Consider the following 20,275-nt stretch of genomic DNA (forward strand, 5'->3'; position numbering starts at 1 on the left):
GGATCATTTTACTGTCCACTCCTGTCCATCTTGCGCAGTCGAGGCCGGCTCGACGTGCCTGCGTTCTTGACCGTGCGCGAAAGCTCTGAAATTGCGTGAGACTCGAAGATCGACCGCAAAGGCACGCTCACCCCGAGCACCTTCCGGATACGGCTGGTGAGCCGCGTCGCCAGCAGGGAGTTGCCCCCCAGTTCGAAGAAGTCGTCGTTCATGCCGACCCGTTCCACGCCGAGCACCTCCGCCAGCAGCTCGCAGAGAGCCGCCTCCTCGGGAGTGCGCGGCGCCCGGTAGGGGCGGCCGGCCGGTTCGGGCTCGGGCAGCGCTGCCCGGTCGAGGCGGCCGTCGGGCGTCAGCGGCAGCCGCTCCAGGGTCACGAGGACCGCGGGGACCAGGGCGGCGGGCAGCTGCCGCGCGGCGTGGGCCCGCACCTGGTCGGTGTACGGACCGGGCTCGGCCCCGTACGGTTCCTCGGGTACGAGGTAGCCCACCAGCTGCGCGGTCCCGCCCGGCCCGTGGCCCGCGCGGGCGACCACGGCCGCCTGGGCCACCCCGGGGTGCCCGGTCAGGACGGCCTCGACCTCGGCGGGCGTGATCCGCGTGCCGCGGACCGCCGCCTCCGTGTCGCCGCGCCCCAGGAACTCCAGCCGGTCGTCGCCGTTCCAGCGGACCAGGTCGCCGGTGCGGAACATCCGCGATCCGGCCGGGCCGTGGGGGTCCGCGACGAACCGCTCCGCGGTCAGCCCGGGGTGTCCCCGGTAGCCGCGGGCCGGCGCGCCGCCCGCGAGGTACAGCTCCCCGACCGCACCGTGCGGCACCGGGGTGAGCCCGGCGCCGAGGACGTACGCCCGCACTCCGGCGAGCGGTGTCCCGGCGGGCACGGCGGCGGTGCCCGGTGGCTCCTCGCCGTCCGCTGGTGAGAAGGCGGTGGCGGGTCCGGTCTCGGGGTGCCCGTGGAGGTTGACCAGCCGGGCCCCCGGGGCGGATTCGGCCGCCCGCCGTGCCAGTGCGGCCGGCAGCGGCTCGCCCGAGAACACGATCGTGTCCGCGTGGACGTCCTCGGCGACCTCGTCGAGCAGGTCGGCGAAGGCCGAGGGGGTCGTGGCGAGCACCCCGCGCGCGGCGGCGCCGGAGGGATCGGGGAGACCGTCTCCGGCGAGGAGGCCGTGCCCGGCGAGGGCCCGCGGATCGGGCAGCACCTCGACGCCCGCGCCGCCGCAGAGCGCGGCGAGGATCTCCGCCACGGGCGGTTCGGTGTCGCCCGAGGCGCCGACCAGCAGCCGCCGGCCGGCCGCGGAGCCGAGCCCCGCGAGCAGCCCCGGCACCCGGTCGGCCAGGTTGCGGTGGGTGGTCTCCACCCCCGTCGGGCCGCCCGAACTGCCGCAGGCGTACGAGAGGTACGCCAGCCCGTCGGGCCGCCGGACGCGGGCCGCCGCGACGGATGCGGCGTCCCCGGAGCCCAGTTCGCCCAGGTGCGCGGTGGGGACCGCGGTGTCCGCGGTGGCGGCCGCCGTGTCCGGGTCGGTGAGCACCAGCAGCGGCCGCGCGTCGGCCAGGACGCACGCGAGGCGCTCGCCCGGGTGGCGCGGGTCGAGCGGCAGGACGGCGGCCCCCGACTTGAGTACGCCGAGCAGCGCGACCACCAGGTCCGCCGACCGGGGCAGCGCCAGGGCCACCGGGGTCTCCGGGCCGGCGCCGCGGGCGATCAGACCGTCGGCCAGCCGGTTCGCCCGCCCGTCGAGCTCCCGGTAGGTCAGGGACCGCGCCCCCGAGACCACGGCGACCGCCTCGGGGGTCGCGGCGGCCTGCCGCTCGAACAGCTCCGGGACGGTCGCCCCGTCGGCGTCGGCGTCGGCGTCCGCTTCCGCGTCCGCGCCGGCGGAACGCGGGCCCGTGCCGAGCCCGTTCAGCAGCCGGTCCCGCTCGGCAGGCTCCAGTACGTCCACGGCGCCCACCCGGCGGCCGGTGTCCTCGGCCAGCTGCCGCAGGATCGCGGCGAACCGGGCGGCGATGGACTCGGCCACGGCGGGGTCGAGCACGGTGCGCTGGTACTGCACCGCCAGGCGCAGCCGGTCGGGCTCGATGAAGGCGAGCACCGTCACCGGGTAGTGGCTGGCGGTGAAGGAGCGGATGCCGGTGATCGAGATCCCGGCCGCGCGGCTGGCCTCGACGATGCCGGCCCGGTCCATGGGGAAGGACTCGAAGCCGATGATCGTGTCGAAGAGGGCGTCCATTCCGGCGGCCTGCTGGATCTCGCTCAGGCCGAAGTGGTGGTGGTCCATCAGCGCGGCCTGCCGTCCCTGCACCGCGGTCAGCAGCTCGCCCAGGGTGTCCGCGGGGGCGCACCGCACCCGTACCGGAAGGGTGTTGAGGAACATGCCGACGGTGGTGTCGGCGCCGGGCAGGGCGGGCGGGCGGCCGGCGACGGTGGAGGCGAACACCACGTCCTGGCGGCCGGTGAGCTGGGCCAGCAGGATCGCCCAGGCGCCCTGGACCACCGTGTTCAGGGTGACGCCGAGATCGGAGGCGCGCCGGAACAGCTCGCGGGAGGCCTCGACGGGCAACGGCACCTCGGCCTGCCGCATCGCGATGTCCTCGGCGGACGCGACCGACTCGGCGGACGCGGCGGACGCGGCAGACGCGGCAGACGCGGCCGACTCGGCGGACCGGCCGGCCGGGGCCGGCGCGGCGGCCGGCGCGGACACCACCGGGGCGAGGAAGGTCGGCTCCCCCAGCCCGCTGAGCTCCTCGCGCCAGACCCGGGCGGACTCCTCGGGGTCCTGCCGGGCGAGCCAGGCCAGGAAGTCCCGGTAGTCACGGGCGGGTTCCAGCCCGGTGGCCTGTCCCGCCGAGCCGTAGAAGGTGAGCAGGTCCTGCATCAGCAGGGGCACCGACCAGCCGTCGAACAGCACGTGGTGGGCGGTGAGTACGAGCTCGTACGTCTCCTCGCCGGTCCGGATCAGCGTCAGGCGCAGCATCGGCGGCGCGATCTGGTCGAAGTGCGTGGTCAGGTCCTCGGCGAGGAACCGCTCGAAGGCCTCCGTGCGCTCCGCCTCGCCGAGCCCGGACAGGTCGAGCTCCTGCCAGGGCAGGGTGACGGAGTCCAGGACCAGCTGGACCAGGTCCCCGTACGCGTTGTGCACGAAGGCGGTCCGCAGGCTGGCGTGCCGCTCCAGCAGCGACTGCCCGGCGGCGCGCAGCCGGCCGGCGTCCACCCGCCCGGACAGGTGCAGGGCGTACTGCACCTGATAGGCGTCGAAGGAGGAGTCCTCGAAGATCGAGTGGAACAGCAGGCCCGACTGGAGCGGGGTGGTGGGCCAGACGTCGGTGAGGCCCGGGAAGCGCCGCTCCCAGCCGTCGATGTCGTACTGGCTCGCGGTCACCAGCGGCAGGTCGGAGGGGGTCAGGCCGCCGGCGCCGGGCCGGGCCGCGTACCGGGCGAGCCCTTCCAGCGCGGCGCACCACAGGTCGGCGAGCTCCCGTACCTCCGCCGGGGTGAGCACTCCCCCGGGGGCGCTGAAGGCAGCGTTCAGGACCGGGCCGGCCGGCTGGTCGCTGACCGTGGCGTTGATGTCGAGCTCGGCTGAGGCCGGCATCAGCGGGTCCTGCGCGGCGTCGAGCTCGGCCAGCTCGGCGATGGCCGCGGCCTCGGGGGCCTGGGTGAAGCCCGCCCCCCGTGCGTTCCCGGGCAGTTCGGAGCCGGCGGCGAAGCGGCCCAGGTAATTGAATCCGACCTGCCCGATGGGGTGTTCGGCCAGCTGGGCGGCGGTCTGCGGGTTCAGGTGGCGCAGCAGGCCGTAGCCGATGCCCTTGTCGGGCAGGGAGAGGAGCTGCTCCTTGACCTTCTTGACGGCCAGGCCGGCGGCCGGCCCGCCCGCGAAGGCCTCGTCGAGGTCCACCCCGGCGAGGTCGAGGCGCACCGGGAAGGCGGTGGTGAACCAGCCCAGTGTGCGGGCAAGGTTCGCGCCGGGGGCGGCGGCCTCCTCGCGGCCGTGTCCTTCGAGGCGGATCAGGGCGGAGGTCTCGTCGACGGAGCGGGTACGCCGCCACTGCGCGAGCGCCAGGGCCAGTGCGGCCAGCAGTCCGTCGTTGACACCGCCGTGGAAGGCCGCGGGCAGGTCCGTCAGCACGGCCTCGGTCACGGAGACCGGGAGCCGGACGTGGGTGAGGTGCACGGAGGACCGTACGTCGACGGCCGGGTCCAGCCGGCGGGCGCCGAGCACCGGGTCGGGCCCCTCGACGATCGAGCGCCAGAGGTCCAGCTCCGCGACCCGCTCGGGGCGCAGGGCCTCGTCGGCCAGCGCGTGCGCCCAGCGGCGCATCGAGGTGGCCACGGGCGGCAGTTCGGGGGTACGGCCCTCGCGGACCTGCTCCCACGCGGTGGCGAGGTCGGGCATCAGGATGCGCCAGGACACGCCGTCCACGATCAGGTGGTGGAGGACCAGCAGGAGCCGTCCGGCGCCACCGCGCCCGGCGCCCTCGTCGACCTCGCCGCCCTGCCCCTCCTCGCCGCCGGGCGCGTCGAACCAGACGAACCGGGCGACGACGCCCGCCGCCGGGTCCAGCCGCTGCGCGGCTTCCTCCAGCTCCCCGAGCAGCAGGTCCCGCCAGGACTCGGCGTCCCAGCGCCCGTCGCACTCGACGCGGCGCAGCAGCGGTTCCACGTCCACGGAGCCGACGGGCGCGACGACCAGGCCGTCGGCCTCACCGTCGCCCTCCCCGGCGGCGTCGGCGACGAGGCGCGAACGCAGCAGGTCGTGGCGGTCCACCACGGCCGTCAGGGTGGCGGCCAGCCCGGCCCGGTCGATGCCCTCGGGCAGCTCCAGCACCATGGCCTGCAGGAAACGGTGGAAGCCGGGGCCCCAGTCGCGGATCCAGCGGGCGACGGGCAGCAGCGGCATCCATCCGGTGCCGCCGCCGGCGAGCTCCGCCAGGACCGGGCCGGTGGTGTCGCCTTGGCCGTTCGCGACGGCGATCTCGGCGAGGCGGGCGACAGTGCGGTGCTCGACGGCCTGGCGGGCGGTGACCACCAGGCCGCGCGCCCGCGCCCAGGACACCACCTGGAGCGACTGGATGCTGTCGCCGCCGAGGGTGAAGAAGTCGTCGTCGATGCCGACCTGGCCCACGCCGAGGGCCTTCGCGTAGAGCTCCGCGAGGATCTCCTCCTGCGGGGTGCGCGGGGCCCGGTAGCTCTCGCCCTTGAACTCGGGTTCCGGCAGGCGGGCCTTGTCGAGCTTGCCGTTCGGGGTCAGGGGCAGCCGGTCCAGCAGGACGAAGGCGGCGGGGACCATGTGGTCGGGCAGCCGGTCGGCGGCGAAGGCGCGCAGCTCGCCGACGCCGAAGCCGGAGTCGAGGGCGATGCTGCCGTAGGCGCTGCCCTGCGGGCCCGCCTGGCCGGGGCGGCCGGAGGCCGCGGGGACGACGTAGGCCACCAGCTGGCGGCTGCCGCGCCGCTCGTACGGGAGGACCGCGGTGTCCGCCACGCCGGGGTGGGCGCTGAGCACCGCCTCGATCTCGAGCGGCTCGATCCGGATGCCGCGGATCTTGACCTGGGTGTCGACGCGGCCGTGGAAGACGAGTTCGCCCTCCGGCGTCCGCTCCACAAGGTCGCCGGTGCGGTACATCCGCGCGCCCGGTCCGGCGAAGGGGCAGGCCACGAAGCGCTGGGCGGACAGATCGGGGCGGCCCAGGTAGCCGCGGGCCAGCGAGGCGCCCGAGACGTACAGTTCGCCGATCACTCCGGCGCTCACCGGGCGGAGCGCGTCGTCCAGGACGTGCACGTCGGTGTCGGTGATCGAGCGTCCGATCGGCGGTACGCGGCCGTCGCCGGCCAGCGGCGCGCTCATCGTGGCGCACACGGTCGTCTCCGTGGGCCCGTACGCGTTGATCATGCGGCGGCCGGCCGACCAGGTGGCGACCAGCTCGGGGGTGGTGGCGTCACCGGCGACCACAAGGGTCTCTACGGAGGCCATGGCCCCGGCGGGCAGCGCGGCGAGCACCGGGGGCGGCAGCGTCACGTGGGTCACGCCGTGCCGGGCGATGGTGTCGGCCAGGGGGTCGCCGGGGGCCAGTGCCTCCTTGTCGGCCAGCACGAAGGTGGCACCGGACAGCAGGCCCATGCACATCTCCCACACCGAGGCGTCGAAGCTCGGCGAGGCGAACTGCAGCACCCTGCTCGCGGGGCTCACCTTCAGCCGCTCGGCGTGCGTGGCCAGCAGCGGGGCGAGGCCGTTGTGGGTGACGGCGACGCCCTTGGGGCGGCCGGTGGAGCCCGAGGTGTAGATGACGTACGCGGTCTGCGCCACCCGCTGCGGGCGGATCCGGTCCGCGTCGGTGAGCGGGCCGGCCGCCTCGGCGGCGACCGCCGCCGCGGTCTCGGGGGCGTCCAGCAGCAGTACGGGGGCGGGGAGTCCGGGCAGCAGGCCGCCGGTGGCGGCGTCGGCCAGGACCAGGCGGGCGCCGGAGTCCTCCACCATGTACCGGAGGCGGTCCGCGGGGTACGCGGCGTCCATCGGCAGGTACGCCCCGCCGGCCTTGAGCACCGCGAGGACGGCCACCCACAGCTCCGGCGACCGCTGCGCGGCCACGCCCACGACCGACTCCGGTCCGACTCCGCGTCCGGCCAGGACCCGCGCCAGGCGGTTGGCGCGCGCGTCGACCTCGCGGTAGGTCAGCGAGGTCTCGCCGAAGACCAGCGCGACGGCGTCCGGAGCGGCGACGACCTGCTTCTCGAACATCTCAGGAATCGTCGCCACCGGCACCGCCGTGTCATGGAACGAGCACAAAGCGACCATCCCCCAATGGTTGGACATGAAGACCGGAATCTCGTGGGTTTGATTTCTCATTGATCTCAGCCGGCGGGCGGTGCGACAAGCCCGAAAAAGCTGCCACACAGGAATTGCCCGCGGAAAACCGCACCGCCCGCGGTGCGACCCGTTGGGGAGCTTAGGGCTCCAGCACCGTACCGGCGATGAATTCGAGCAGCTCGGAGCTCAGTCCGGGCTCGAAGAGATAGAAATGCCCGCTGGGGTAGACACGCAGGTCGAAGGCGGTGTCCGTGTGCGCGCCCCAGGTCTCCATCTCGTTCAGCGGCGCCCGGCTGTCGGACTCGCCGACCAGTGCGGTGATCGGCACGTCCAGCCGCGCGTCGACGGGCATGGCGTGCTGCTCCCAGAGCGAGAAGTCGTCCATCACGGACGGCAGCAGGGCGTCCATGGCGTCCTCGTCGCCGGCGAGCTCCTCGTCGAAGCCGCCGAGCCGCAGCACCTCGGCGCGGAACTCCTCGTCGGAAAGTCCGTGCAGCTGGGGGCGGTCACGGAAGGGCACGGGCGAGGCCTGGCCGGAGAGGAACAGGTGGGCCGGCCGGGGACCGCCGCGCGACTGGAGCGCCAGCGCCAGCTCGAAGGCCAGCAGGGCACCGCAGGAGTGGCCGAAGAAGGAGAACGGGCCGTCCAGGACGCGCCGCAGGGCCTGCATCAGGGCCCGGACGAGCGGGCCGACCTCGGTGGCGGGGTCCTCCATGATCCGGTTCTGCCGGCCGGGCAGCTGCACCGCGACGACCTCGATGTCGGCGGGGAGTTCCTGCACCCAGTCGGCGAAGGCTCCCGCGCCGCCGCCCGCCTGCGGAAAGCAGATCAGTTGGTGGCGGTGTCCGGGCCGTCGCGCCCGCCATATGAAGGGACTTTCGACGACCAGTCCGGCGCCGGTCTCCGTTGCGTGGCTGCGCGTGTGTATGACCATGACCCCTCTGCAGATTTCGGTGGAAGCGGAAAGCGGAGAGCAGATATCAGAAAGTGGAATGCAGTACCGGGTGCGCTGGTGCAGCGGGCCGGATCGGTCACGGCCTATTTCCCGCACTTCCGCAATTGATCGTAGGAGTGGCCCCAGCAGCGAGGCAAGGAATGCCCGCACAGCCCTGCCGGACGGGTACTGGTGAGCGATTCCTCCTTGCGTTTTCGGCCACCGCGCCCCGCTCCTTGTGTTCCCGCTGTCCCGTCGACAGGACGGCGGGCCGGGGAACACTAAGAACGGGGCTGCCCGGCCTGTCGGCCGGGCAGCCCCGTTCGGGTTCTTGCGTGGTGCGGGAGGGTTAGTTCTTCGCCTCGCGGTTGAAGGCGGAGCGGGCCCAGAAGTAGCCGAGGGCGCTGAGGACGACGCCCCAACCGAGCGCGAGCCACGCGCTGTTGCCGATCTCCGTACCCATGAGCAGGCCTCGGAGGGTGTCGGTCATCGGGGTGAAGGGCTGGTACTCGGCGAACCAGCGCAGTCCGACCGGCATGGACTCCGGCGGGACGATGGCGCTGCCGAGGAAGGGCAGGAAGGTCAGCGGCATGGGCGCGTTGCTCGCCGCCTCCACGCTGCTGGAGCCCAGACCGATCGCCGCGGACAGCCAGCTGAGGCCGAAGGCGAGCAGGGCCAGGATGCCGAGGGCGGCGAGCCACTCGACGACGGTGGCGTTGGGCCGGAAGCCCACCAGGAGCGCCACACCGATGACCAGGACCAGGCTGAGCATGGTCTGGATGACATTGCCCACCACGTGCCCGGTCAGCACCGAGGAGCGCGAGATCGACATGGTCCGGAAGCGGTTGATGATGCCTTCGGTCATGTCCGTGCAGACCGACACGGCCGTCGAGACCGCGCCGGCGGTGGCCGCCATCAGGAGGATGCCGGGGGCTACGAAGTTGGTGTAGTCGCCTCGGTCACCCGTACCGCCACCGGGCAGTTCGATGCCGGCGCCGAGCGCGCCGCCGAAGACGTAGACGAACAGCAGGAGCATCAGGATCGGCATCGCGACGATCGAGATCGTCATCGAGGGGTAGCGCTGTGCGTGCTTGAGGTTGCGGCGCAGCATCGTCATCGAGTCGCGCATCGCGTACGTGGTGCTCATCGGCGGGCCTCCTGCGCCGTGTTGGCGGGGCTGGGAACGGTGGTCGCGTGATGGCGCGACCCGTCACCGGTGAGGGCGAGGAAGACGTCGTCCAGGTCGGGCGTGTGGACGGTCAGTGCGTCCGCCGTGACTCCGGCACCCTCCAACAGGTCGAGGACGGCGCGCAGCGCGGGGATGCTGCCGTCGCTCGGGATCTGCAGGGTGAGCTTCTCCTCGTCGCGGGCGCCCTCGTCGAGGCCGAGCCGGCGGGCGGCGGCGTCGAGGCTGTACTCGTCGGCGAAGCGAAGGCGGATGTGGCCACCGGGGATGCGGCGCTTGAGCTCGTCCGCGGTGCCCTCGGCGACGATCTTGCCCTTGTCGAGGACGGCGATCCGGTCGGCGAGCTGGTCGGCCTCTTCCAGGTACTGCGTGGTGAGGAAGATGGTGACGCCCTGGGCGGTCAGCTGCTGGATGAGCGCCCACATGGTGCGGCGGCTGCGGGGGTCGAGGCCGGTGGTCGGCTCGTCGAGGAAGATCAGGCTCGGGTTGCCGACGAGGGTCATCGCCAGGTCCAGCTTGCGGCGCATGCCCCCGGAGAAGGTGGAGGCCATCTTGCCGGCCACCTCGGTGAGTTCGAACTGCCGGAGTAATTCGGCGGTGCGGCGCTTGCCCTCCGCCCGGTCCAGGTGGTGCAGGTCCGCCATGAGGAGCATGTTCTCCTCGGCGGTCAGCAGCCCGTCCACCGCCGCGAACTGGCCGGTGACACCGATCTCGCCGCGGATCGCCTCCGCGTCCCGCTCCAGCGAGTGCCCCACCACGGACGCCTCGCCACCGTCGGCGGCGATGAGCGTGGAGAGGATCTGGACCGTGGTGGTCTTCCCCGCTCCGTTCGGACCGAGCAGCGCGAAGATCGTGCCCGCCTGCACATGCAGGTCAATCCCGTCGAGTACGACCTTCTCGCCGTACGACTTGCGCAGGCCTACTGCGCTGATCCCCTTGGGCGGGGCCATCTGTTCGGTCGCGGCACTCATCGTGCCCCCTCCATTTCGTAGCTGTTGCGAGGCAGAGCTCTGGCGTCAGGCGCCGTGCGCACGCTGGATGGTGATGTCACCGAGGCTGGTCCTCGCGTGCACCTTGACGGTCTCCGCGCCCTCTGTGGGGCCTTCGGCGGATCCGAGGGTGCTGTAGACCGTCCCGGACTGGGAGTTGATGTCGAGCCAGGCGGCAGTCCCCTGGCGGATCCCGACTTCGAGGTTGCCGGCCTTAGTCTGGAGCTCCACCGTGCCGCGCGCCACTTCCTCGATGCGTACGTTGCCATTCGAGCTCTTTGACGTCACCGACCCTTGCGCCCGGCCGACGGTGATGTTTCCATTGGCGACCTTCAGCCGCAGATCGCCCGCCACGTCGTCCAGCCACGTGTTGCCGTTGGAGTTCTTGATGTCGGCGTCCCCGCCGATCGTGCGGACCCGTACGTCGCCCGAACCCGTCGTGACGTCGACGTCGCCCGTCGCCGTGTCGAGCTGCACGTCCCCGTGCTGGGTCTTCAGCCGCACCGGACCGGCCTGGTCGAGCCGGATGTCGCCGGCGCTGGTGCGGACCTCGCACTCGCCCAGCGTCCCCTTGCAGCTGATGTCGCCCATCTCCAGCGTCCCGAGGAGCCGCGAACCCTGCGGCAGCGAGACCTCGACCAGGACCGAGCCGCGGGCGGAGAACAGCCCGCGTGCCTTCGGCGTACGGACCGTCAGCGTGCCGTCGGAGAAGTCGACCTTGGTCTCGTCGGCGGCGCGCTGGTCGTCCTTGTCCCCGGCGGTGCGCGGGTGGATCTCGACCACCGCGTCGGTCCGGTCCCCGGCGCTGATCCGGGCGACACCGACCTCGACGTGGATGTTCGCGGTGATGGGTCCCTTGGTGTCGTAAGAAGGCATGGCTGTCCCGTCCTCGTGAGTCTGGTGATCGCCCCCGCTCCGGGGACGTGAAGATTGACGCGAGAGTGGTCGGCCTCTCGCACGCCGAAACGGTGCTCCGGCGGGGCTAGCTCACCCAGCCCGTGAAGCTCTTCCTGCCGCCGCCGCGCTGGGGGGCCGGCGCGTCACCCGGCCGTCCGCCGCCGGGCTCGAGCGCACCCGAAACGGCCCTGACGAGCCAGGCGTTGAGCGACAGCCCCTCCCGCGCGGCCGCCTGCTCGGCACGTGCCTTGACGTGGCCGGGGAGTCGGAGGTTGATGCGTGCGGTACTGCTGTCCTCTCCTTCCGGCGCGAGCGGCACGGCGGGCAGGGCATGCGCTTCCTCGTAGCCCTGCGCCACGAAGGGCTCGTCCTTCGGCGGCGCCGTCACGACGAACTCGGGTTCGAGCCCGCGCAGCCGTACGTCCACCGAGCCCGGAGCGAGCTCCCGGGTGACCTCGCCCATGGCATCCGACAGGGCGTTCAGGAGGGTGAGTCTGGCTGCCGACTCTAGCGGCGCGGTGAGGCGCTCGGCGAGAGCGCGAGCGTCGTCGCCACCCGCTTCGGCGGCCACCGCGAGCTCGTGCCGAAGACTGGCGACATAGGGCGTGAGGTCCATGTCCCCCAGCATGACACACACATGGCGCCATGGCGAGCCAATCTGGCGCCACATGTGCCACCACTTATAAAACCGCAGGTCAGAGGCGGCGCCATCGCAGTGCCACCCTGAGCCAGATGGCGCCATCGCCCCACCGTCGCGCCACTCCGGCGCCACGCGGCGCCACACGCGGGCCGCGCGGGTCGGCGCGGGCATCGCCCGTCCCGTGCCGTCCCGTCGACGGGACAAAGGCCCCCACCCCCGCGCATTGATCGGAAACGGTGCGCCGGGGGACTTACGGCCACAGCTCCAGCAGCGCGTCCAGGGTGAGCTTCCACATCGGCTCGGCTCCCGTCCCGAACGCCGCGGCGAGCGCGTACCCGACGGCCGCGCCGTCGGCGCCCGGTTCACCCTTCCAGTCGACGGACACCCGCCCGTCCCCGCTCGACGAGAAGACCCCGAGGACCGCTCCGTCCCGGATCAGCCTGCTCCCGTCGAGCGAGTCGGGCACCAACCGGTACTCGCCGACGTCCACCCGGTAGGACTTGCGCGTCAGGAACCCCTTGGCGGGCCGCAACGACACCTCCGCCCCGCCGACGGTCATCGACAGGCGGTCCGGGTCCCGCGTCCCGATCGGCACATGGCTCTCCACCGCCGTACCGGCGGCCCGCCTCACCTCGACCCGCACGATCCCCTCCCCGTCCACGACGAGACTCCCGCCCTCGTGATCGAGTTCGACAGCGACCACGCCGAACAGCGGGTCCTGGGCCGGTGCATACGAGAACGGGTGCATCAACTGGTCCTTTTTCCTGGGAATCCACCCATTGTCAGCTTTGACCGGCCCCGCCCCGCACAGGGGCGGCTCCATCGGCGGCACGGGTGACACTGCCGAGCCACAGCAGGTCGCGAGCCCTGGTCATGGCCACGAAGAGCCGGCTGCGCAGCAGTTCCTCACGCTCCCGGGCCGTCTGCGACGTCTCCGTACCGCCCGCCGCGTCGGCCGCCGTCCCGTTCGCGAACACCGCGTCGTGCTGGGGCAGGAAGACGTTCTTGAACTCCAGGCCCTTGGCCCGGCGATAGGTGCCCAGCTTCACCGCGTCCACGGCGTGGCCGTCGTAGTGCTCCAACTGGCAGACCGGGATGCCCGCCTGGGTGAGCAGCCGCTGGTAGTGGCCGACGGCACGCATGGAGGGGCACAGCAGGGCGGTGTCGGCCGGCGCGCCCTCGGGCAGGGAGCGCAAGGCGTCCAGGAGCGCCCTGTCCTGGGCGTCCACCGTGGGCCGGGTGACGCGCACGACGTCCCCGTCGTGGTAGGTGAGATCGACATCGCGGCGGCCGGGAGTGCGCAGGCCGTCGAGGTCCTCGAACGCGTCGTCGGCCACGACGGCGAGGGCCACGTCCAGGATCTGCTTGCTGTTGCGGTAGTTGGTGCGCAGCACCTGACCGCGGTCGCCGCGGATGTCGATGCCCGCGTCGCTCAGGCGGAAACCACCCGGATAGACGGTCTGCTGGCCGTCGCCCACGAGCAGCAGGCCGTTGGGCGCGTCACCGACGAGTGCGTGCAGGAGGCGCACTCCGACCAGGGTGAGGTCCTGGACCTCGTCCACGATGACGGCCGCGTACGGGGGCCGTTCGGGCCGGCGTGTCGCTTCGGCCAGGGCCAAGGAGAGGACGTCGTTGAAGTCGTGGACCCCGCGCTCGCCGCGCAGCGATTCGTACGCCTCGTACAGCTCCCACACCGACTGCCGGTGCGTCCGGTGCAGGCTCGCCCTGCGGCGCCGCCGGTTGACGGTCGCGTACTCCGCGAAGCTGGTGAGACCCCGCCCCTTGATGACGTAGTCGATCTCCTCGCGCCAGTAGGTCGGTGCCGGGTCGAGCTCGACCAGTCGGCTTTCGCGGCCGACGTTCTTCCAGGCGAGGCTGAAGGCGGTCTCCGCCTTGTCTCCGTGCAGCCGCACCGGTACGCCCCGCTCCTGCAGGAACTCCTGCGCCCAGGAGTGCAGGCTGCGGAAGTCCACGCGGTCGGCGACGGCCGGAGCCATGGTCCTGAGGAAGGTGCTCTGCACCCGGGGCAGGTTGTTGGCGAAGGTGACGTACAGGATGCGGCCGGTGGTCCGCCGGGCCAGGTGGGCCGCACGGTGCAGGGCGACAACCGTCTTGCCGGTACCCGCCGGCCCGCTGATGCGGGCCGGGCCCGACCAGTTGCGGCGCACCAGTGCGACCTGGTCGGGGTGGAGGAAGGTCATCCACTGCTCGATCGGCGCGCGCAGCGCGCCCTCCAGGGCCGCGTCACGCAGCCCTTCCAGATCGAACAGCCCGTCCGGAGCGCCCTGTCGGTGCGGCTCGGGCGCAGAAGACGGCTGCTGGTCGACCGCCGACCCCACGTGGTCCGGGAACACCCGCTCGAGATGATCGGCGATCGCACGGACCGACTCCGCCCGCAGCCGGTGCCGCTGCGACAGCAGCACGGGACCGATCTCGTGCTCACCCAGGAGCCGTATCCGGCCGAGTCCCGCGTCGAAGCGCCGTCCGGCGAACACCATGACGGGCTGGACGGCCACGGGCGACATCCCGAGGGACGCCACCGCGCTCTCGGCGGCCTTGGTGGCGGCGAGCAGCTTGGCCGCCTGCCCCTCGGTGGGCTCGCCGCCGGTCGTGACGTCGAGGACGAAGACACCGCCGGGTCCCACCAGCAGCACGTCCGCGTTGGCGGTCCTCGTCGTGGCCGCCCCTTGCCCATCGACGAGCAAGCGCCACCCGCGCGCGGTCAGCACCAACAGCTGCGCGAGAACCCGCCGCTCGCCCTCGCCGACCGCTGTCCACCTCAGCGCCTGCCGACGGGCGGCCTGCCACTGTTCCCGGAGCAACCGCTCCTGCCGTCGCGCCTCCTGCGCCCGCTGCGATCCCGCCCCGCCTGCCCCCATGCCGAGCCCCCCTCGTACGCGGAGTGGCGATCATAGGACGGAAAGCGACGGCAGCGGCAGAGCGCCTCCCGCCCCGCCGGCCCGGCCCCGTCGACGCGGCCACGGCGCTCCGTGCCGTCGGCCGAGCTCACCCCCGTGCAGCTCGACCCGGCCCGGCCCGCGCCTCCACCACGTGTCCCTCGACACTCCAGTGGCGACGAAGCATTGGTAACGTACACCAGAGTGACTATCCGGCGTCAACCAAAGTGTTGCCGGGGCCAGCCCGATGGGCTTCGAGAAACACTGTGGTGGGCAAAGACTCGGCATCACCTGCCAAGGAGGTCGTGTACGTGGAGGACGAACAGTCGCCCAGCTTCGCCCAACTCCTGGACCACCTCTTCCGGGAGGTGCACCCCCCTTCCCGGGGGCCCTACACCTACGCGGAGGTCGCCGAGGGAATCCGCAAGGCCGCGACCGGGGAGGGGCGCGGGGTGACGGCGAGCGCCATCCAGCAACTGCGCACCGGCGCCAAGCGGAACCCGACGCGACACACCATCAAGGCCCTGGCCGACTTCTTCGGCGTCCCGGCGGGCTACTTCGTCGACAGCGCGGCGGCCGAACGCACCAAGGCCGAGATAGGCCTCCTCGCCGCCATGCGCGATCAGGACGTCCGCAAGGTGGCCCTGCGCGCCAACGGCCTGAGCGTCGACAGCCTGAAGATGCTGTCCACCGTCATTGAACAAGCCCGGAAGCTCGAAGGGCTCACCACCGACGACCCCGCGCAGGACCTCGACCTCGACGACTGAACCGCGCGCCGGGCGGCGACGCACACGGCCCCGCCCCACCCCGCCCGCCAAGCGGAGCCGCGATCATGTCAGCATGGGGGCGCGCGTAGCGGGCTCACAGGGGAAGGTTCGCCCCGGCCGACCACCCGCGCCCGGCGTCACCGGAGTGAGGACATGGACCTTGAGCAGCTTCGCGCGACGTGTGAGGCGCGCGTCGAGGCACTTCGACTCCCGCACCGCTTCAGCACCCGCGACCTCCGCGACGCCGTGGCCGAACAACGCGGACGCCCCATCATCCTGCGCCCGCTGAGCACCCTGGGCGCCACGGACGCCCCGTGCGGCATCCGCCTGGAGACCCCGGACGCCGACCTGTTGTTCTACGAGGAGGCCACCTCCCCCCTCCACCAGAACCACATCCTCGCCCACGAGATCAGCCACATCATCTGCGACCACCCCGGCAGTCTGGAACTGGACCAGGACACCCTGCGCGCGATCGGGTTCGACCCCACCCTCGTCCGGCGCATGTCCGGCCGCACCAGCTACACCAGTGAGGACGAACGCGAGGCCGAGGTGATGGCCAGCGTGATCCGGCAACTCATGTACCGGGGACGCGAAAGCCCGTCGAGCCGGCCCGCCAGCGGCGCCGAGAGCTGGGACGCGCTGTTCGCCAAGCCCCACAGGAAGAAACGCCACCGGAAATGATCAACATCCTCTTCACGGGCACGGCCGTCGTGCTGCTGTGCTTCGCCGCGTACTGGGTGGCGCGAGGACGCGGCGGACACCGCCCCACGGGCACCTGGGCGATGGCGGCGCTGCTGACCTCGTTCGCCCTCGCCTTCGCCTCCTACGCCCCCGCCGTGGAGCGCGCGGTCGAATCGGTGGTCCCGCACGTCGCCCGACTCCTCAGCAACACCTTCACCCTGACGGCGGCCACCTCGGTCCTCGCCTTCCTCTTCCAGCTCAATCTGGACCGCGCACGGGCCCACCGGCAGATCCGGCTGCGCGTCATCGCCCTCGCGCTCTCCGTCGCCGGCATGACCGCCTTCTTCCTCGCCGAACAACTCGCCGGCCGAAACCCGGCGTTGTACGCGTGCTACGTGCTCATCTACATCTCCTACCTGGGGTACACGGCCAAGGACTTCCTGCTGCAGACCTGGGCCCAGTCCAAGCGCTCGACCCGCCGCAGTCAGCGCTGGGGCCTGCGCACGACCTCGATCGGCTGCGGCTTCGCCCTCGTCTACGCCGCGTACAAGCTCTTCGCCCTGGTCTCCATCGGCCTCGGACTGGGGCTCGTACCCGACCACGCCCGGTGCTCGACGCCACTGACCCCCGTCCGCTGCACGTTCAGCGTGACCGCGCCCGCCGTCGCCGTCCTCCTCATCACCGTCGGCCTCACCCTCCCCGCCCTGCTGTGGCCGCTCAGCCAACTGCGCCGCCGTCGCTGGGAACGGAACTCGTTCACCGCACTGGAACCCCTGTGGCGTGAGGTCACCTCGGCGGTCCCCGAGGTCGTGCTCGACCCGGGCAACACCGGGGCCGACATCCACGACCTCGACTTCCACCTCCACCGCCGGGTCATCGAGATCAACGACTGCGTGCTGGCCCTGCGCCGGTACCGTCGAACGTCGGTACGGGACGCCGCGGCCGCCGAGGTCGCCCGCCGGGGCACGGCCGACACTCCCGAGGGCGACGCCGAGGTGGAGGCGGCGGTCATCGCCGCGGCCGTCCACGCGAAGCGCGCGGGCCTCCCCCTCGACGGCGACGAGGCCCCGCCCGCCGCCGGCACCCGCTCCCGCAAGGGCGACCTCCCGGCGGAGACCGCGTGGCTGCTGCTCGTGGCGGACGCCTACGCGCGGTGCCCGGCACCCGAGACCGCGGGCGCCGCCTCGTGACCGCCCCGCGGCAGGACCCCCTGCGCGACCCGCACTTCTTCGCCGACCCCTACCCCACCTACGACCGGCTGCGCGGGGGCTGCCCCGTCCAACGGGTCCCCACCGGCTCCGGCGGACACCACGCGTACCTGATCACCGGCCACCCCGAGGCCCGCGAGGCGTTCACCGACCCCCGCCTGTCCAAGGACACGGCCCGCTTCTTCGCCGACCGGCCCTCGAACCGCGACCTGCACCCGGCGATCTCCCGCAACATGCTGGCGAGCGACCCACCCGCGCACACCCGCCACCGGCGGGTGGCGACACGGATGTTCACGACCGGACGCGTTCGGGAACTCCGCCCGTTCATCACCCGCGTCGTGGACGACCTCATGACCACGTGGCGACCGGGCACGGACATCGACCTGGTGGCGGACCTGGCGGTACCCCTGCCGGTCACCGTCGTCTGCGAACTGCTGGGCGTGCCCGAGGCCGACCGCGCCACCCTCGCCGCCCGGTCCCACGACCTCTTCGACGCGACCGACACCGCCCGCATCGACGCCGCGTCGCACCACATCGGCGACTACCTCACCCACATGATCGACACGGCCCGCGCGAACCCCGGCGACGGCCCGCTCCACGCCTTCCTGCGTGACTGCGACGAGGGCGGCCTCGACCGGGACGAGACCGTCTCCCTGGCCGCCCTCCTCCTGGTCGCCGGGCACGAGACCACCACCCAATTCATCGGCAACGCCGTCCTGACCCTGCTCCGGCACCCGGAGGCGTACGACCGCCTGCGCCGGGATGCGGACCTGATCCCCGGCGCCCTCGACGAACTGCTCCGCTTCGACTCCCCGGTGAGCGTGGCCACCTTCCGTCACAGCACGGAGGACCTGCGCGTCGGGGGGGTCGACATCCCGGCGGGCTTCCCGGTGCTCATCGCCCCCGGGGCCGCGAACCGCGACCCTGCGGCGTTCCCCGACCCGCACCGTCTCGACCTCGACCGCGACGCCGGCGGCCACCTCTCCTTCGGCCACGGCATCCACCGCTGCCCGGGCGCCCCCCTGGCCCGCGCCGAGGCCGAAATCGCCCTCCGCGCCCTGCTGACCCGCTTCCCGCACACCCGCCTGGCCATCCCCGCGGAATCCCTGACCTGGCGCCGAACCCGTCTCACCCGAGGCCTGACCACCCTCCCCCTGGCCCTCGCCTGACGAACCTCAAAGCAAAAGCCCGCCGCGGACTCCCGGTCAGGGAGCCCGTCGGCGGGCGTCGGTCGGGGCGGGGTGGATCAGTTGCCGGGCCGGCGGCCCTCTTCGTCTCGATGCGGCCCGTTCCGCGTCCTGGTCGGGCGGGACGTCCGGTCGCGCTTCCACAACGTGTAGGCGGTCAGGGTCAGCGCGCTTGAGATCAGGACCCACGCCATCTGGTACCAGTAGAAGAAGGGGACTCCGCCGAGCATGGGTTCGACCTTCGCGTACGAACCGACCCAGAACATCGCCCCGAACGGCGCGAACAGGCACAAGCCGATGATCACGCGGACCGGAGTCACCGCCGGCGGCTTCGTCTGAGGCGCCCCTGGTCTGTCGCCATGGGCATGCCCCGTCCTGCACGTGGTTCTGGTGATCGGCCGTCTGCGTGATCCCAGTTAATGCTCCGGCAGTCGCGCGTTCACCAGTGCGCCGGGTGTCCGTTTCCCGGGGCGAGGAGGTCGATGGTGCTCCTCATCGTGGCCGTCGTCTGCGCGATCGGCCTGGTGACCCTCTCCAACGCGTCGCCGGACACCCATGTGATCTTCAACAACGACGCCGCCGCCGGCGAGCCGTTGGTCACCCCCACCGGCCACTGAACGCGTCAGCCAGTCGCCGGAGTCCGGTCGAGGCCGATGACGAGGCCCAAGCGGCCGCGCCGACCTGCTTCGACCCCCGCGAGGGCATCCTCCACCACCGCGCAGCGGGCCGGGTCCACCCCTAGCCGTACGGCCGCTTCGAGGAACAAGGCGGGGTCCGGCTTGCCCGCCAGTCCCAGTCCGGCAGCGTCCGTACCCTCCACCAGGTCGATGCCACGGGAGCTCAGGAAGGAGCAAGCCCCGTCCAGCCGGGGCTTGCCGTCGACCCACTGGCGGTCACGGTCCGCATCGAAGGGAGGCTGCCGCCCCTTCCCGGACGCGGCCCGGCGACCAGACAGCTGTCGAAGGCGGTCTTCCAGGCCGCGGTGTGCAGCCGCGCCGAGTCGAGGAGTACCCCATCGGTGTCGAAGACGACGGCGCGCGGGGTGCTCACCCGGATCCCACACGGCGGCCGGTGATCCGGGTGGGGGTCACGGACATCCAGTGCGTACGGGGTCCGCCGGCCCAGGGGAGCGAGCGGGCGACGGAGTACAGGTGGCTGACGCGCTCGCCGTCCGTGACGCCGGAGAGCTCGCCGACGGCCATGACGCTCCAGCCTTCGCGCATCGCGTCGTCGATGTGGTCCACCTCGAAGGCGACCTCGGTCCCTGTCGCCTCGGCGAGGCGCGAGTAGGCCGCCGTGCGGAACGCGATCTCATTTCCCACAACGACGTAGTTGACGGGAAAGACGGCAAGTCCTTCCATGCCGGAGAACCCGACCCGGCCGATGCCGTGGGTGGAGAGCAGGCGGCGACACTCGGCCTCGCTCAGCACCGTCGACGCGGAATCACGCATCGCGGTCCCCATGCCGGGAGGGCTGTCGGTCGTTCTCCCGGTCAGCTCGGCAACGGTGGTCCCCAGCCCGTCCGCGAGACCCACGAGCATGCCCATGCTGGGCGCCGCCGCCCGCTCCTCCACGTAGGCGATGTACGACGCGGCGACCCCACAGCGCTCTGCGAGTTCCTCACGCGTGATTCCCAGCTCTTCGCGGCGGGCGGTCACGCGCCGTCCGAGGTCACCCCGGGCAGCCGGAACCTTGATCGGGGACGCATCTGCGGTGGTCTCTCCCATGATCGTCACACCCTTGCGGTTCGTAGCAGGGACAGGAACTTGGCGACGCACTGGGCGTCAACCTCAGGCTGTACCCGCCGCCGGTGCACGCACAGGGCCGGACGGTCCCCTACCGGGGCCGGTCGGACCCCTGCGGCCCTCTCTCGGGTATGACGGCGAAGGCCGGTTCCCCCGCTGCAGGAAGGCTGGCCATATCCGGGGCGGCCCCGCTCCACTGCGCTTCCTCGGCACCGTGCGGACCCTCACCGGCAGGACCCAAGTCGGGGCAAGCCATCTTGGTTGACCGGAGCCGCTCAAGCCCCTGAACTGTGCCATCGGCCTCGCTGCGGGCCTCTTCACTGCGCGGGAGGCCCACACTC

15 protein-coding genes and 1 pseudogene are annotated in these 20,275 nt (G+C 72.4%); 5 read left to right on the plus strand and 11 right to left on the minus strand.

The features are described 5' to 3' along the window. Positions 1-8: 8 nt before the first annotated feature. The 8 genes from IF88_RS0123190 to IF88_RS0123225 form a co-directional block, all read right to left on the minus strand. Complete coding sequence (locus tag IF88_RS0123190) at positions 9-6,734, minus strand: non-ribosomal peptide synthetase (RefSeq protein ID WP_051837403.1); 6,726 nt, start codon at positions 6,732-6,734, stop codon at positions 9-11. A 208-nt stretch (positions 6,735-6,942) separates the two neighbouring features. Next, positions 6,943-7,737, minus strand: a complete 795-nt coding sequence (locus IF88_RS0123195) for a thioesterase II family protein (protein ID WP_051837405.1) — start codon at positions 7,735-7,737, stop codon at positions 6,943-6,945. Positions 7,738-8,086: 349 nt separating this feature from the next. Next, positions 8,087-8,884: an ABC transporter permease gene (locus IF88_RS0123200; protein WP_030715712.1), complete on the minus strand. Its 798-nt coding sequence runs from the start codon at positions 8,882-8,884 to the stop codon at positions 8,087-8,089. Continuing rightward, on the minus strand, positions 8,881-9,894 hold the full coding sequence (locus tag IF88_RS0123205; protein WP_030715715.1) for a daunorubicin resistance protein DrrA family ABC transporter ATP-binding protein: 1,014 nt from the start codon (positions 9,892-9,894) through the stop codon (positions 8,881-8,883). Before IF88_RS0123205 ends, IF88_RS0123200 begins: the two co-directional genes overlap by 4 nt. A gap of 45 nt (positions 9,895-9,939) precedes the next feature. Further along, positions 9,940-10,788: a DUF4097 family beta strand repeat-containing protein gene (locus tag IF88_RS0123210; RefSeq protein ID WP_030715720.1), complete on the minus strand. Its 849-nt coding sequence runs from the start codon at positions 10,786-10,788 to the stop codon at positions 9,940-9,942. A gap of 106 nt (positions 10,789-10,894) precedes the next feature. Next, entirely contained in the window at positions 10,895-11,425 is a 531-nt protein-coding gene (locus IF88_RS0123215) for a toxin-antitoxin system HicB family antitoxin (RefSeq protein WP_030715724.1), read from the minus strand. A 274-nt stretch (positions 11,426-11,699) separates the two neighbouring features. After that, the gene (locus IF88_RS0123220; protein ID WP_030715727.1) at positions 11,700-12,197 is read right to left on the minus strand and encodes a hypothetical protein; all 498 of its coding nucleotides are present in this window, start codon (positions 12,195-12,197) and stop codon (positions 11,700-11,702) included. Positions 12,198-12,231: 34 nt separating this feature from the next. Beyond that, positions 12,232-14,328, minus strand: a complete 2,097-nt coding sequence (locus IF88_RS0123225; RefSeq protein ID WP_030715729.1) for a nuclease-related domain-containing DEAD/DEAH box helicase — start codon at positions 14,326-14,328, stop codon at positions 12,232-12,234. A 329-nt stretch (positions 14,329-14,657) separates the two neighbouring features. On the opposite strand from IF88_RS0123225, the gene IF88_RS0123230 reads away from it, so the two are divergent. From IF88_RS0123230 to IF88_RS0123245, 4 genes are all read left to right on the plus strand, one after another. Next, on the plus strand, positions 14,658-15,113 hold the full coding sequence (locus IF88_RS0123230) for a helix-turn-helix domain-containing protein (protein WP_030715732.1): 456 nt from the start codon (positions 14,658-14,660) through the stop codon (positions 15,111-15,113). A gap of 153 nt (positions 15,114-15,266) precedes the next feature. Continuing rightward, complete coding sequence (locus IF88_RS0123235; protein WP_030715735.1) at positions 15,267-15,794, plus strand: hypothetical protein; 528 nt, start codon at positions 15,267-15,269, stop codon at positions 15,792-15,794. Next, on the plus strand, positions 15,791-16,984 hold the full coding sequence (locus IF88_RS40695) for an MAB_1171c family putative transporter (protein WP_030715739.1): 1,194 nt from the start codon (positions 15,791-15,793) through the stop codon (positions 16,982-16,984). The genes IF88_RS0123235 and IF88_RS40695 overlap by 4 nt, the downstream gene beginning before the upstream one ends. Further along, positions 16,981-18,171 carry a cytochrome P450 family protein gene (locus tag IF88_RS0123245; protein WP_030715742.1) on the plus strand — a complete coding sequence of 397 codons (1,191 nt, stop codon included), beginning with the start codon at positions 16,981-16,983 and terminating at the stop codon, positions 18,169-18,171. Before IF88_RS40695 ends, IF88_RS0123245 begins: the two co-directional genes overlap by 4 nt. Positions 18,172-18,248: 77 nt before the next feature. Here IF88_RS0123245 and IF88_RS48095 read toward each other — a convergent pair whose 3' ends face one another. After that, positions 18,249-18,509, minus strand: coding sequence for a DUF3311 domain-containing protein (locus IF88_RS48095; RefSeq protein WP_030715745.1), 261 nt, complete (start codon positions 18,507-18,509; stop codon positions 18,249-18,251). A 162-nt stretch (positions 18,510-18,671) separates the two neighbouring features. On the opposite strand from IF88_RS48095, the gene IF88_RS49080 reads away from it, so the two are divergent. Continuing rightward, positions 18,672-18,806 (plus strand): hypothetical protein, encoded by a 135-nt coding sequence (locus tag IF88_RS49080; RefSeq protein WP_267884518.1) that lies wholly within the window; start codon positions 18,672-18,674, stop codon positions 18,804-18,806. An 11-nt stretch (positions 18,807-18,817) separates the two neighbouring features. Here IF88_RS49080 and IF88_RS43865 read toward each other — a convergent pair. Beyond that, a pseudogene (locus IF88_RS43865) lies at positions 18,818-19,245 on the minus strand (HAD family hydrolase); the annotation flags it as partial. Beyond that, positions 19,236-19,916: a helix-turn-helix domain-containing protein gene (locus IF88_RS0123265; RefSeq protein WP_051837408.1), complete on the minus strand. Its 681-nt coding sequence runs from the start codon at positions 19,914-19,916 to the stop codon at positions 19,236-19,238. The pseudogene IF88_RS43865 and the gene IF88_RS0123265, both read right to left, overlap by 10 nt. Positions 19,917-20,275: the final 359 nt, after the last annotated feature.

The organism is Streptomyces sp. NRRL F-2580 (assembly GCF_000720115.1).
Taxonomy (GTDB): domain Bacteria; phylum Actinomycetota; class Actinomycetes; order Streptomycetales; family Streptomycetaceae; genus Streptomyces.